We start from the raw sequence: 14,359 nt of genomic DNA on the forward strand, positions 1-14,359 counted from the left end.
CCCCTGCCGAAGGTCAGGCCGCGCGCACCTGCGTCGCCGTGCGCGAAGCCACGCGACGGCGCTGCGCCTGCGGCCCCCGCCGCCGTGTCCTTGCTCGCCGCTCGCCCCGGCGCGGCAATGTCGGCAAGGCGAACCGGTACAGGCTCCACCACGCCAGCATCGGCATACCAACCAGCCACAGCGGCAACCAGCCGATCCACTCGCTGTGGCCGCGTGCCGCCGGCCACACCAATACCAGCGCCAGCCCGGCCAGGGCGACCTGACGCACCGGACGCAGCACGCGCGGGTCGGGAGTTTCGGAACGACGGGAAAGGCGATGCGACATGGCGGCACTCCGTGGCGGGATGGATGAGGACAGGCCGGCAGAATTGCCTGCGGCCATCTCACCGGCTGCGACCTGTACGACACCGGTGACAGCGCCGCTATTTCCATGCGTGTGGCAGGTTGGCGGCGGCATTGCTCGCTGAATGCTGCACGCCCGCAGCTGGCGGCTCGCGGTGTTCCCGCCGCCGAAGCGCCACTGATCGACTTCCGCCGTGCGTAGGCCGCGCAACGCCGAGCAAGCCTGGCTGGACCAGCACTCGCGCGGTGTCCGGTTCCGGCACCAACCGCACACCACGGCCGTTACCCACGCGTCGCCAGTAGCGCAGTTTTACCTAAGTGCCGCAATGCGCAGGGCCATCCAAGACAGGCGGCGGCGGACCCCAGCACCCGCGCTGTCCCGGTACATGCATCAACCACCCCCAGCCCTCCCCAACGCGTCACCGGTCACGCGGGCTGATCAGCCAGATCAGGCTGATGTGGCATGCGCAGCCGCATCCACCGGCCCGCGGTCAGCGCCGCCACTGTCGCGGCTCCGTCATCTGGATGCCGTCCGCTGGCGCGGCTGGCACGCGCGCCCGCCCGGTCCAGCGGCGTTTGTCGACGCCAGGCGCAACCGTTGACGCGAACTTGCCCCCTGCATGCGGTAGTGTGCTGACCCAACTGACCCTCTGTGACTTTGCGATGCGCCTGACCGTTTCGATCGCCCTCGCTTTCCTGCTCGTGCTTGGCCTGCCCACCGCGCAGGCCAAGGACACACCGACCACGGAGCGGCCGATCGACCTGTCCAAGATCATGGGCACCTGGTACGTGATTGCGCGCATGCCCAACCCGGTCGAGCGCGGCCATGTGGCCAGCCGCGACGAATACACCCTGGTGGAAGACGGCAAGGTGGCAGTGCGCTATCGCTACCGCGAAGGCTTCGAGGAGCCGGAAAAAGAAGTCAACGCGCGCGCCTCGGTGGATGCGGACAGCGGCAACCGCGATTGGCGGGTGTGGTTCTACAAGGTCATTCCGGCCAAGCAGCGCATCCTGGAAATTGCACCTGACGGGTCGTGGATGCTGATCTCCTACCCCGGCCGCGACCTGGCTTGGATCTTCGCGCGCAAGCCGGACATGAGCCGCGACCAATACCGCACCCTGGTCAACAAGATGCGCGACGACTACGCCATCTACACCGACAAACTCAAGCGCGTGCCGCAGCTGCCCGAGCAGGTAGGCCGGCTGGGCTTCGAAGTCCCAGACAAGCGCTGATTGGCGCCGGCGCACGCAGCCATGCCGGCGAGCGCTCCCCGGCGTTGCCCGCCGGGCTTGGAGCCGCGATCAAAACGACTGCGCAGCCGCCAGGCAGGCGCGGCCGGTGCTCGAAACCGGCGTGTCCCCACGTACGGTCCGGTTCTTCCGCGCCGTCCGCACCCACCTGACAACTGCCTGCTACGTTTTGTCAGCCGCGCTTAGTCGTAATTACTCAACGCCAGCGATAGCAGCGATTTGGCCTGCTCGCGCAACGACATCGGCTCGACGATTTCCGCGTCCGAGCCGTAGTGCAGCACATCCATCAGCAACTCGCGCGAGACGCTGTACGGCACCTTCAGTTCGTAACGGCCGTCGGGCAGGAAGCGCCCTTGCTGCTTGGAATGCCAGTGTTCGTCGGCCACCCAGCGCGCGGCCTTGGCGCTGAACACGATGGTGGCCCAGCCCTTGGGCGCGCCCGAAAAAATGCCGTAACTGGCGCCCAGCTGCGCATCCAGTTCGCTGTCGGGCACGTCGCGGGCGGTGGTATCGATGATGCGGGCGTGGTTGATGCGGTCCACCGCAAAGCTGCGCACGCCTTCGCGGCCGTGGTCCCACGCATCCAGGTACCAGTTGTCGCGGTAATGGGTAATGCGCTGCGGCGACACCGTGCGCTTGGTCGATTCGTCAGTGGAGCGGGCGCGGTAGTCGAAACTCAACTGCTTGCGCTCCAGCACCGCCGAAGCCACGCTGCGGAAGCTGGCTTCGTCCAGCTTGCGGCCGCGGTGCGGGATCACCCGGACCCGGTCCACCGGCCACTGCGAGACGCCCGCCTGGGCGGCGAGCAGGCCTTCGATCCGCTGCTGCAGCGGTGCCAGCATCGAGGAGAGCACGCCGCCGCCGGTCCGCGACAGCAGCTGCTGCGAGGCCAGCAAGGCGTGCAGTTCTTCGGAACTCAGCCACAGGCCCGGCAGCTCGAAGCGGTCGCTTTCGCCAGACAGATAGCGGAAGCCGGATTCGCCGTCGCCCTCCACCGGGGCCATCAGCGCATCGCGCAGAAAGGCCAGGTCGCGGTAAACGGTGGCGCGGGAACAGCTCAGCTCATCTTGCAGGCGCGCCACCGTGACCGGGTAGCGGGCCGACTTGAGCAGGCGATGCAGGGCGTTGATACGTTCGTAGCGGTCCATGCGCTGATTATGTCCGAGTCTTCGCGCGGCGGGGTGAGCATCCACGCCCCGCGCAAGGCCTGCCTACCCGGCCCGACGCGGGGCGCGCGGCGCGCCGATCGCCCGAACCGCCAATGAAGCGCGGCTTCACCCGGTCCTGACGCGGTCGCCCAGTCCGTTATCATGAAATCGCTTTCACCTCTCTGCCCTCCCTTTCGTCTCCAAGAGTGCCGCCCATGTCACGCCGTGCCCCGTTGTCTGCCCTGTTGCCGCTGTTGTTGATCACGCCCACCGTCTGGGCCCAGGCGGTCGCACCGGCGCCGGCAGACCCGGCCGCCGCCTTGATGCCCTCCCCCTGGAGCGGCAGCAGTGGCGAGCTCGGCTATGCGTCCGCGCACGGCAACAGCACCACCGACAGCCTCAACGGGCGCATCCGCCTGCGCTATACCGATGGCGACTGGATCCACAGCCTGGATGCCACCGCGTTACGCTCGAGCTCGGAATACACCAATACCAACGACGACGGCAGCGTGACGCGCGAGCGCCAGACCACCGCCGAGCGCTACACCGGCAGTGCCGGCAGCGCACTGCAGCTGGGCGAACACCGCCAGCTCACCGCAACCGGCCGCTACGAACACGATGACTTCGCCACCTACGACCGCCTGGCCACCTTCGGTATCGGTTACGGCACGCGCCTGATCGATGCCGATCGTTTTTATCTGGATGCGCAGATCGGCCCAGGTATCCGCCGCGCGCACAACAGCGACGACGACCGCAACGAGACCGGGCTGATCGGCCGTGGTTTGTTCGACCTGAAATACACCGTCACCGACAACACCGATCTGATCAACACGCTGCTGGTGGAATCGGGCGAATACAACACCTACGCGCAGAACGATTTCGGCGTGCAGGTCAGCATGAATTCGCACTTCGCGCTCAAGGCCGCCTGGCAGATGCGTCACAACAGCGACGTCAGTGAGGGCGACAAGAAGACCGACACGCTGACCACAGTGAACCTGGTCTACACGTTCAAGTAAGCCATTGCATTTCGTAGGAGCGGCGTTGGCTGCGAGGGTTTTTATCGATTACGTGCAGGTGTTATCGGTAACGCGTTCGCGGCCAAGGCCGCTCCTACGAGTTGGCTGGCGGCTTGCAGCGCCGCGGCAGCTGCGGTGGCGCATCTCGAGCAAGCCATCGGCGATGCCGATGATGTCCTAGGCAAATCTCTGCATCTCGCCATCAGCGATGCAGCAACAATGAACCGCTAGCGTAGGAGCGGCCTTGGCCGCGAGGGCTCTGCCGATCAGATGTCAGCGTCGGTGTTATCGGTAACGCGTTCGCGGCCAAGGCCGCTCCTACGGTCTGGCTAGCGCTTACAGCTCCGCCAGCAGCTGCGGTGGGCGCACCTCAAGCACGCCATCGGCGATGGCGTGATGTCTTAGACAAGCGTGCATCTCGCCACCGGCCATGCAGCAACAATGGACCGCTGGCGTAGGAGCGGCCTTGGCCGCGAGGGCTTTGCCGCTAAGGTGTCAGTGTCAGTGTCAGCGTGATCGGTATCGATAACGCGTTCGCGGCCGCGGTCGCTCCTACGCCCTGGCTAGCGCTTACAACTCCGCCAGCAGCTGTGCGGCGCCTTTTTCGAACAGGCCGTCGGCGACGCGGCGGCCGAGGTCTTCGGTGGCGTCGGGGCTGCCGTGCGCCTCGGCGTGGATCAGGCGGCCGTCGCTGGCACTGCCCACCATGCCCTGCAGGAACAGGTCCTCGCCTTCCCAGCGCGCGAACGCGGCCACCGGCACGTGGCAACTGCCGTGCAGGGCGCGATTCATCGCGCGCTCGGCCTCCACGCAGGCACGCGTGCGGCCGGCATCCAGCACTGCCAGCAGGTCGTGGATGCGGGCATCGTCGCCGCGGCATTCCACCGCCACCGCGCCTTGCGCCGGGGCGGGCAGCCACTCCGGTGCGTCCAGCCGCGCGGTGATGCGGGCTTCCAGGCCCAGCCGCTGCAGGCCGGCGCAGGCCAGCACGATGGCGTCGTAGCCGCCGTTGTCGAGCTTGGCCAGGCGGGTGTTGACGTTGCCGCGCAGGTCGATCAATTCCAGGTCCGGGCGCGCGGCGCGCAGCTGCGCCTGGCGGCGCAACGACGAGGTGCCCACGCGTGCGCCCAGCGGCAGGGCCTGCAAGGTGGCGTAGAGGTTGGACACCAGCGCATCGGCAGGGTCGCCGCGTTCCAGGATGGCCGGCAGCACGAACGGCGCGTCCAGCTCCATCGGCACGTCCTTGAGCGAGTGCACGGCGCAATCGGCCTCGCCGCGCAGCATCGCCAGCTCCAGTTCCTTGAGAAACAGGCCCTTGCCGCCGATGGCGGCCAGCGAGCGGTCCAGCACTTCATCGCCGCGGGTGCTCATCGGCACCAGCACGACCTCCAGCCCGGGGTGGTGCTGGCGCAGCGCGGTGGCGACGTGTTCGCTCTGCCAAAGGGCAAGCGGGCTCTTACGGGTGGCGATGCGCAGCGTGGTCATGCCGCCATTATCGCGGACACGACGCCCAACTCATACCTGGCGCAGTTGTTCGCGCAAGCTGGCCACGCAGCGCCGGCTCACTTCCAGGGTCTGCGGCACGTTGCGCAGCACCGCATGCACCTGGCCATCGCCGCTGCGGCGCAGCTCCACCAGCTCCTCGCGGGCGACCAGGCAATTGCGGTGGATGCGCACCAGGCGCTCGGCGAATTCGTCTTCCAGCGATTTGAGCGACTCTTCGATCAGGTCCTCGCCGCGCGCGTGGTGGACGATGACGTACTTCTCCTCCGCCTGCAGATAGCGGATGTCCTGGATCGCGATCAACCGCAGGCTGCCGCGCAGCCGCGCACACAGGTGGGTGCGCAGCGGCGCGGCCGGCGCGAGGCTGGGGGTGCGCCCGGCCAGGTAGGTGGCCACACGTTGCAGCGCGGCAGCAAGGCGCTCGGGGCGCACGGGTTTCATCAGGTAGTCCAGTGCGGCCGCATCGAAGGCCGACAGTGCGTGCTGGTCGTAGGCGGTGCAGAACACCACCGCCGGCGGTTGCGGGCGCTGGCGCAGCAGGCGCGCGGTTTCCAGGCCGTCGACCCCGGGCATGGCGATGTCCAGCAGCACCAGGTCCGGTTGCTGCTGCTCGCACAGCTGCAGGACCTGCTCGCCGTTCTCGGCCTCGCCCACCACCTGCACGTGCAGATGCTCGCCCAGCAGCAGGCGCAGGCGCTCGCGCGCCAGTGGCTCGTCATCGGCGATCAGGACCCGCACTTGCGTGGCCGTCATGGACATCCCCCTCGCTGAAGTGATTCCCCCTCACTTCAACGGTAATGTGATCTCGCAGGCATAGTAGCCCTCCGACCAGCCGGCCGCCATCCGTGCCCCGGCACCGAATTGAAACGCCAACCGGTGCGAGATGCTGGCCTGGGCATGCCCGGCGCCCGCCACCACCAGCGGCGCCTGAGTGCCGGGCTGCGGTGCCGGATTGACGATACGGATCTGCAACTGGCTGCCGCGCTGCCGCAGCGACAGGTACAAGGTGCCGCCCTCGGGCATGCGCGACACCCCGTGCAGCACCGCGTTTTCCACCAGCGGCTGCAGCACCAGCCGCGGCATCGGCAACGCCCACGGCAGCGGTTCCTGCTTGTGCCAGCGCACCTGCAGACGATCGCCCAGGCGCAGCGATTCGATGGCCAGGTAACGCTCGGCCAGCTCGCATTCGGCGCGCAGCGTGGACACGCCCTCGCCCGCCCCCAGCGCGGCGCGAAACAGGTCCGACAGGTCCAGCACCGCCTGTTCGGCCACCACCGGGTCGCGCCGCAGCAGGCTGGCGATGAGGTTCATGCTGTTGAAGAGGAAATGCGGGCGGATGCGCGCCTGCAGCGCATCGGCTTCGGCGCGGGCGTTGGCCTGCACCTGCGCTTCCCAGCGGTCGCTGACGTAGAAATAGCGCAGCGCCAGCGCGGTGATCAGCACCACCGTGGCCGCACTGCCGAGGGTAAAACGCCAGAACCCGACCAGCGGGCCAAGCGGGGCCTGGTCGAGCACCGCGTACAGGCCATGCACGATGCCAGCACCCAGCATGGCGACCACTGCGGCGATCGACAACGCAGCCAGCCCGCCCAGCCGTGGCGGCAGCCGCGACAAGGACGGCCGCAGCACGCACAGCAGCACGCTCACCGCCAGGGCCAGCCACAACGCCAGGCCGCTGGCCGAGACAAAGCGCGACAGCGTCAGGCTACGCGCGGCGCCGGCTTCGGGCACCAGGGTCACCACCAGCACCACCAGCTCGGCCAGGCCGAGCATCGCGCCCAGGCGTGGCAGCCGGCACAGGTCCGGCATCCAGGCGATCTGCGGCGCGGTGTGGGCCATGGCTCAGACGGCGGTGAAGCGCGCCTGCATCCAGTCGCGCAGGGCGTCGATTTCTTCCACGCAGACCTGGTGGCCCATCGGGTAGCTATGCCATTCCAGCGTGAACCCCAGTGCCTGCAGGGCCTGCGCACTCTGTTCGCCGGCGCGGTAAGGCACCACCGGGTCGGCGCTGCCATGCGCCATGAACAGTGGTTGCGCCAGCGCGCCCGGCTGCAGTTGGCTGGCAGCGGCGGCCGGATCGGGCAGATAGGTGGACATGGCGATCAACCCGGCCAACGGTACGCGGCGCTGCAGGCCCACCGCCAGGGTGACGGCGCCGCCTTGCGAGAAGCCGGCCAGCAGGATGCGCTCGGGCGCAATGCCGCGCGCCTGTTCGTTGGCAATCAAGGCCTCGACCTGGGCCACCGACTCGGCAATGCCGACCTTGTCCGCGCGCTGGGCAAAGTCCATGCCGACGATGTCGTACCAGCCGCGCATGCGCACGCCGTTGTTGATGGTGATCGGGCGGATTGGCGCATGCGGGAACACGAAGCGCAGCGCCGGCCACTGCGGGCGCACCAGTTCCGGCACCATCGGCGCGAAGTCGCTGCCGTCCGCACCCAGGCCATGCAGCCAGATCACCGCCCACTGTGGGTTCGGTCCGGTCTCGCGTTCAATCACGTCCAGCATCATCCACCTTCCGGTGACAGGGCTGGGCATTATGCCTTGCGCCCCTGTGCGCTCAGCGCGCTGCGCAAGGCCACCGGTAGCGCCGGGTGCTGCCTGCCAGCGAGCGCGGCCGCGGCGGCACGCGCCGTGGGCCGCTCAGATCAGCGGCGGTTCGAGTGCGGCGGCGCGGCGCAGTTCGGACGCACGCACCAGCACCTTGGGCGGGTCGAGTTCTTCAGGGATGCAGAAGATGCCGGCGCGGCGCAGTGCCAGTCCGGTGCGGCGCAGCGAGGTCACCGCCACCACCGGGATCGACACCACCATGCCCACGATCACCGGCGCCATCCACGCCGCCAGCGACGGCGACACCAGGTAGGCCAGCGTGCCCATGAACAGGCCGAACACGCTCAGGCCGCCATAGCTGCGGATCAGCGCCGGCCACGACAGCTTGCCGTCGTCGCGCACCTGCGCGTCCCAGCCCGAATCCTTGCCGGCCAGCACTTCGAACACGCCGCGCGATTGCAGGTACATCACCACCGGCGCCATCAAGGCCGCCAGCACGGTTTCCAGCAGGATGCTCAACGCGGCGCGGATCGCACCCCCGCAGGCGCGGCGTTCGCGCGGATTGAGCAGCAAGGCGATATAGCCAAGCAGCTTGGGCGCGAGCAACACGAACATGGTGCAGACGAAGATCCAGATCGCGTTGCCGTCGCTGCTGCCGTGCCAGTAGCGCGCCGGCGAGAACGGCAGGCCCTGCGCAAGATCGATACCGGCGCCCGCCAGCGGAATGCCGATGCCCACCAGCATCAACATGCCCCACATCGGCGCGGTGAAGTAATGCCCGATGCCGATCATCATGTGCATGCGGCTGATCCAGTGCAGGCCCTTGGCGCCCACCACCTTGGCGTGCTGCAGGTTGCCCTGGCACCAGCGGCGGTCGCGGACCAGCAGGTCGGTGAGCGTGGGCGGGCCTTCTTCGTAGCTGCCCTGCAGGTACGGCACCATGTGCATGGCCCAGCCGCCGCGCCGCATCAATGCCGCTTCGACAAAGTCATGACTGAGCACATGGCCGCCGAAGGGCTTGCGCCCACGCAGCGACGGCAGCCCGGCGTGATCGGCAAACGCCTGGGTGCGGATGATGGCGTTGTGGCCCCAGTAATTGCTTTCCGCGCCATGCCACCAGGCCACGCCGAAGGCGATGATCGGCCCGTACACGCGGCCGCCGAACTGCTGCATGCGGGCGAACAGGGTCTGCCCGTTCACCACCGCCGGCAAGGTCTGGATCAGGCCCACGTCCGGGTTGTCTTCCATGCCGGCGACCAGGCGCACGATGGTGTCGCCGGTCATCACGCTGTCGGCGTCCAGGATCAGCATCTGCGGGTAGTTGCCACCAAAACGGCGCACCCAGTCGGCCACGTTGCCGGCCTTGCGCGCGGCGTTGTCGGCGCGGCGGCGGTAGAAGATGCGGCCATGCCCGCCGACGCTGTCACACAGTTCGGCATACACCTGTTCTTCGGCGCGGCCGATGTGCTCGCGGGTGGTATCGCTGAGCACGAAGAAATCGAAGTGCTCCAGCTGCCCGGTCTCGGCCACCGATTCGTAGATCGCCTGCAGGCCGGCCAACAGGCGGCGCGGGTCTTCGTTGTAGGTGGGCATCAGCAACGCGGTGCGCGTGTGCAGGCTGGGCAACGGCGCATCCGGATCGATGCCGAGCTTGCGCCCGGCGCGTGCGACCACGGTGATGAAGCCGGCCACCGCGCTGGCGAAGGACATCGCAATCCAGGCAAACAGCAGTACGAACAGGCCCAGCAAACAGCCTTCCAGCACGCTGAAGCCGCCGGGCCACAGCACGCTGAGCATCACCCACACCGCCACCGCGGTGGCGGTCAGCGTGCCGCCGATCAGATAGAAGCGGCGCAGGCCGATGCCCATCGGCGAGGTGCGCTGGTGGCGTACCTGCAGGCTGCCTTCGCGCAGGGATTGTTCGGGCATTGCCAGCGGCGCTTCCGGCGGCAGCGTGGGCTGGCCGGCATCGAGGCTGGAGACGGGAGGTAGATCGGTTGGTGCGGGGGAAAGGGTCACGGTGCCGTCCATCAGGGCTGCCCGTCGCGCATCTGCGGCGACATTGCGGGCTGAAACGAGATGGCCAATGGCGTGCGCGGCAACGTTGCCACGCGCACCGTGTTACGGGCGATCCCGACGGTGTGCGACCACGTCGCAGTAGAACAACTCCAATGCACAAGCTCTCCTGGCTGCGACTTCACGTCGCGGCTCATCCTAAAGAATCGTTCGTTAAAGGAACCGAAGGCCACCGTTTGCAGTCTTCGCCCCTCCCGACGAGGACCGCGCGGCAGACTACGCCGCAGCGACCGAACGCTACCCCAACAGATTGCAGCCTGGCGCGCCGGCTGTCACGGCCAGGCGAAGGGCAGCAATGGCCCGCCCAGCCACAGATAGCGCGCCATCCATGCGGAGGCAAACGCGATCAGCACCGTCAGCGGCACGCCCACGCGCAGGAAATCGGCAAACCGGTACTGGCCGGGATTGAGGATCAGCAGGTTGCCGTGGTGGCCGATCGGGGTGAGGAACGAGGCCACCGCGCCCATCGCGGTGCACACCACGAACGGAATCGGCGGCAATCCCAGCCCCTGCGCCAGGGCCAGCGCCACCGGCGTCAACAGCACCGTTGTGGCGGCATCGGACAACACCTGCGTCAGCAATGCGGCGGCGGCAAACATCAACAGCAGCAGGCTCAGCGGCGACAGGCCGTGCGCGTGCGCGAGCACATGCTCGGCCAGCCAGCGCGCGGTGCCGGTCTGATCCATCGCTATGCCGAGCGGAATCACCCCGGCAATCATCACGTAGATGCGCACGTCGATTTCGGCATAGGCCTGTTCGATGCTCACGCAACGGGTGAGCACCATCGCCACCGCGCCGAGCAGGAAGGCGATATGCGGTGGCAGCCATTCGGCCGCGGCTGCCGCCACGGCGGCCAGCATGATGGCCATTGCCAACGGTGCGCGCCGGCTGCGGCGGCCGTCGAACGGCATCAGCATCAAGAAGCCGCGGTGCTGGGACAGTTGCTGGAAGGTGTGCTGACGGCCCCACAGCACCAGCAGGTCGCCTTCCTGCAGCTGCAGCTCGGACAACTCGCCATGCAGCCAGCCTTCCTTGCGCCACAGCCCGACCACCACCACGCCCATGGTGTGCAGGAAATCGATGCGCGACACCGAGCGCCCGACGAATTCCGAATGCGGTGCCACCACCGCCTGCACCAGCTGCTCTTCGCCCAGTGCCTCGTGTGGACGCTGCGGGTCGGTGCGATCCTCGCGCGGCTGCTCGCCGTACTTGGCCACCGCATGCAACGACAAACCCGGCTCATCCTTGACCGAGGCGATTTCGTCCGGCGAGGCGCGCACCAGCAGCACATCGCCGGCGCGCAGCAGGCCTTCGTTGCTGCTGCGACGCCGGCGCATGCCGTTGCGCAACCAATCCACCACTTGCAGCCGTTCGGTGAACGCGGCCTCGAACTCGGCCAACGGCCGGCCGACCCAGGGCGCGTCGGCGTCGACCAGCAGTTCGGTGTAATAGCGCTCCAGGCGCAGATAGTCCGCGCCGCCATCGTCTTCGCCCTGCCGCTTGGGCAGCAGCCAGCGCCCGGCGAGCATGTAGAGCATGCCCACGCCGACCAGCACCGCGCCGATCGGGGTGATGGCGAACAGGTCCAGCCGCCCGTGGCCGCCGCGTTCCAGCGCGGCATTGGCGAGCAGAAAGGCCGGCGCGCTGATCAGGGTCAAGGTGGTGCCCAGCGAGGCCGCCAGCGACATCGGCATCAACAGCCGCGAGGCAGCCAGCTTCTGCTCGCGGGCCAGCCGCATCATCACCGGCAACATCATCGCGGTGATCATCAGATGGTGCGAAAACGCCGCCAGGGCCGCGGTGGCCGGCATGGTAACCGCGATGGCGCGCCACTCGCGCCCGCCGGCGGCGCGCCCGATCGCCGCGCCAATGCGGTCGGTGATGCCGGTGGCCGACAAGCCGGCCGACAACACGAACACCGCCGCGACAATGATCGCCGGCTCACTGGAAAACCCGGACAAGGCCTGGGTCGGGGTGAGGATGCCGGTGAGGGTCAACGCGAGTGTCGCCAGCATGGCCACCAGGTCGACCCGCAGCTTCTCGCTGATGAACAGCACCAGTGCCACCACAAGGATGACCAAAAACACGAGTTGCTGTTGTTCCATTCCACTCACCGCCTGCGATTGCGCCGACCTTACCTGAGCGCGGTGAAGGCGACATGCGCGTGGTCACGTTTGGGAGCAACTGCGTGTGTGCGGGCGTGCTGCGGCAGTTGCCTTGTGTCTGCGGATGCCAGCGGCTGCGCCGTGTCGATGGCGTGCTGCACGCATGCACCTTGGACAGATGTGGGTGTTGTGGGTGGGGCGTCATCCCTCACTACGTTGCGGTTGGGCTGGATAGCTGAGCGCGCAGGCCAGCTCATGCGCATGCTGCCGAGCGGCGGCGATGAGGATGCGCGCCACAATCCACTCACCACGGTGCTGTGGTTGTGCGGATGCCTTTCTCCAAGGCTTGTTGCTTGGAGACTGCTTGTTGTTCATAGACTGCAGAACATGCGCGTGGCGGTAGCTCGCTCGCCTGGGACGCATGCACCGAATCCCGGCCGTGCAATCGGCAGCGGTGGTAGCACGCGAACTACATTGCGGCGTCAGTTCTATTGCGGAGCTGGCTTCGCCCGTGCGTCGCAATGCCACGCACGCCCTGGGGCAATGCACACAGGACGGCTTCACGTTGCCGCACTGCGTGCTCCATTGCTGACGCAACCTTGCCTACCACTCCGCAACGCGCAGGCGAACTCTGCGCGCTACTGCCGGCGCAATGCAGCGCCGGCAGCGTACAGCTCCATATATCGACGCAGCAGCGTCGCTACATGGCGTTACTTGCGCGCGTCGGCACTGGTGTCGCGGGTGGCGCGGAACTCCGAATCGCTGCTCCAGTTCGGCCAGGTACGCGCATCGGCCAGCTGCTGGCCCAGGGCGTAGAGGATGCCCAGATCGCGTGCGGCACCGGCGAAGCTCCAGTCCGGCTTCCACTCGTCGCCCTGCTGGTGATAGCGCTTGGCGGTGTAGTCGTCCGATGCCGCCTTGCCTGCGGCCACGCCGCCCACTTCCCAATCCTGGCCGGCCGCATACGACAGCGCCGGCACGCCACGCTTGGCGAAGGAGAAATGATCGGAGCGGAAGAAGTAGCCCGCCTCCGGCTTGGGATCGGGCGTGTAGCGCAGCTTCCACTGCCCGGCGACGGTCTTGAGTTGATCCAGCAACTCCAGCTTGGCGGTGCCGTAGATACCGAAATCGCGCGAGGGCACGAACGGGTTCATGCCGTCCATGTTGATCACCGCTACCGTGGTCGCCAGCGGGTACAGCGGCTTGGAGGCGTAGAACTCCGAACCGAGCAGGCCTTTTTCCTCGGCGGTGACCGCCAGGAACACCACCGAGCGCTCCGGCTTCGGCCCCTTGGCGAAACCGCGTGCCAGCTCCAGCAATGCGGCCGTGCCGCTGGCGTTGTCCAGCGCGCCGTTGAAGATGGTGTCGCCGCGTGCATCGGGCTTGCCCACGCCGATGTGGTCCCAGTGCGCGCTGTAGATCAGCGTCTCGTCGGGATGGGTGCTGCCTTCCAGGCGCGCGACCACGTTGTGCGAGGTGATCACATCCGACTTGACCGTGTAGCTGGCACTCAAGCGTTGCCCCTTGAGTTCCACCGGCTTGAATTCGCGGGTCTGCGCCTGCTTCTTCAAGGTGTCGAAATCCAGGCCGGCCTGCGTGAACAGACGCGCGGCCAGATCACGCTGGACCCAGCCTTCCAGCGTGGGATGCGCGGCGCGCGGGTTGTCGCGCACCACATCGAACATGGTGTTGGTGTTGGAGCTGGCCACGGTGTCCCAGCCGTAGGAGGCCGGCGCGGTTTCATGCACCACCAGCACGCCGAGTGCGCCCTGGCGCGCGCCTTCTTCGTACTTGTAGGTCCAGCGGCCGTAGTAGGTCATGCCCTTGCCATCGAAGGCGCCCTTGCCGGTCTCGAAATCCGGGTCGTTGATCAGCACCACGGCGATCTTGCCCTTGAGGTCGACACCCTTGAAGTCGTCCCAGTCGCGCTCCGGCGCCTTGACGCCGTAGCCGACGAAGACCAGCGGCGCGTTGGCGATATCGACCTTGGATGAGCCGTCCATTGCCGCGCGGATCGCGATCTCCTTGCCTTGGGTCAGGGTCTGCGGCGCGCTGCCGCCCTGCACCGTAATACGCGGCGTGCCCACGATATCGGCGCGCCGCAGCGGCACTGCCTGCGTCCACAGGCGCTTGCCATCGGCGAGATCGCCACCGGGCTGCAAGCCGGCTGCGGCAAACTGCGTGCTCAGGTAGGCAATGGTCTTTTCTTCGCCGGCAGTGGCCGGGCCGCGGCCTTCGTAGGCGTCGGAGGCCAGCTCCTTGACGTCGCGCGAGATGCGCGCGCCATCGAATGTCGGCGTTGCCGCCATCAGTGCGGTGGAGACCACCATTGCCAGCATTCCCAGTCCAACTCGCTTCACTGCAGCAC

At 67.5% G+C, this 14,359-nt stretch carries 11 protein-coding genes and 1 other RNA gene; 3 read left to right on the forward strand and 9 right to left on the reverse strand.

Annotated elements, in window-relative coordinates; genetic code table 11:
- Positions 1–13: 13 nt before the first annotated feature.
- A complete protein-coding gene (locus QRM89_RS08940) occupies positions 14–325 on the reverse strand; it encodes a hypothetical protein (protein WP_285447820.1) in 312 nt (103 codons plus the stop codon).
- Between the two features lie 680 nt (positions 326–1,005).
- Here QRM89_RS08940 and QRM89_RS08945 point away from each other — a divergent pair.
- Positions 1,006–1,575: a lipocalin family protein gene (locus tag QRM89_RS08945; RefSeq protein ID WP_011038600.1), complete on the forward strand. Its 570-nt coding sequence runs from the start codon at positions 1,006–1,008 to the stop codon at positions 1,573–1,575.
- Positions 1,576–1,696: 121 nt separating this feature from the next.
- A non-coding RNA gene (locus QRM89_RS08950) (sX9 sRNA) lies at positions 1,697–1,771 on the forward strand.
- Between the two features lie 4 nt (positions 1,772–1,775).
- Here the strand turns inward: QRM89_RS08950 and QRM89_RS08955 are convergent.
- On the reverse strand, positions 1,776–2,741 hold the full coding sequence (locus tag QRM89_RS08955) for a YafY family protein (protein WP_011038601.1): 966 nt from the start codon (positions 2,739–2,741) through the stop codon (positions 1,776–1,778).
- A 215-nt stretch (positions 2,742–2,956) separates the two neighbouring features.
- On the opposite strand from QRM89_RS08955, the gene QRM89_RS08960 reads away from it, so the two are divergent.
- Positions 2,957–3,757: a DUF481 domain-containing protein gene (locus tag QRM89_RS08960; RefSeq protein WP_012437324.1), complete on the forward strand. Its 801-nt coding sequence runs from the start codon at positions 2,957–2,959 to the stop codon at positions 3,755–3,757.
- A gap of 570 nt (positions 3,758–4,327) precedes the next feature.
- Here QRM89_RS08960 and hemC read toward each other — a convergent pair.
- The 7 genes from hemC to QRM89_RS08995 all read right to left on the reverse strand — a co-directional run bounded on the left by hemC (position 4,328) and on the right by QRM89_RS08995 (position 14,351).
- Positions 4,328–5,242 carry a hydroxymethylbilane synthase gene (hemC, locus tag QRM89_RS08965; protein ID WP_012437323.1) on the reverse strand — a complete coding sequence of 305 codons (915 nt, stop codon included), beginning with the start codon at positions 5,240–5,242 and terminating at the stop codon, positions 4,328–4,330.
- Between the two features lie 30 nt (positions 5,243–5,272).
- The gene (locus QRM89_RS08970) at positions 5,273–6,013 is read right to left on the reverse strand and encodes a LytTR family DNA-binding domain-containing protein (RefSeq protein WP_029217061.1); all 741 of its coding nucleotides are present in this window, start codon (positions 6,011–6,013) and stop codon (positions 5,273–5,275) included.
- A gap of 30 nt (positions 6,014–6,043) precedes the next feature.
- Positions 6,044–7,099 carry a sensor histidine kinase gene (locus QRM89_RS08975; protein ID WP_011038605.1) on the reverse strand — a complete coding sequence of 352 codons (1,056 nt, stop codon included), beginning with the start codon at positions 7,097–7,099 and terminating at the stop codon, positions 6,044–6,046.
- A gap of 3 nt (positions 7,100–7,102) precedes the next feature.
- Entirely contained in the window at positions 7,103–7,771 is a 669-nt protein-coding gene (locus QRM89_RS08980) for an alpha/beta hydrolase (protein WP_014509047.1), read from the reverse strand.
- 132 nt (positions 7,772–7,903) lie between these two features.
- Complete coding sequence (gene mdoH, locus QRM89_RS08985) at positions 7,904–9,841, reverse strand: glucans biosynthesis glucosyltransferase MdoH (protein ID WP_012437319.1); 1,938 nt, start codon at positions 9,839–9,841, stop codon at positions 7,904–7,906.
- Between the two features lie 317 nt (positions 9,842–10,158).
- Positions 10,159–11,991 (reverse strand): SLC13 family permease, encoded by a 1,833-nt coding sequence (locus QRM89_RS08990; RefSeq protein WP_285447821.1) that lies wholly within the window; start codon positions 11,989–11,991, stop codon positions 10,159–10,161.
- A 710-nt stretch (positions 11,992–12,701) separates the two neighbouring features.
- Positions 12,702–14,351 (reverse strand): M28 family metallopeptidase, encoded by a 1,650-nt coding sequence (locus QRM89_RS08995; protein ID WP_285447822.1) that lies wholly within the window; start codon positions 14,349–14,351, stop codon positions 12,702–12,704.
- Positions 14,352–14,359 lie beyond the last annotated feature (8 nt).

Origin of the sequence: Xanthomonas sp. LMC-A-07, from assembly GCF_030208825.1 — a bacterium.
Taxonomy (GTDB): domain Bacteria; phylum Pseudomonadota; class Gammaproteobacteria; order Xanthomonadales; family Xanthomonadaceae; genus Xanthomonas; species Xanthomonas campestris.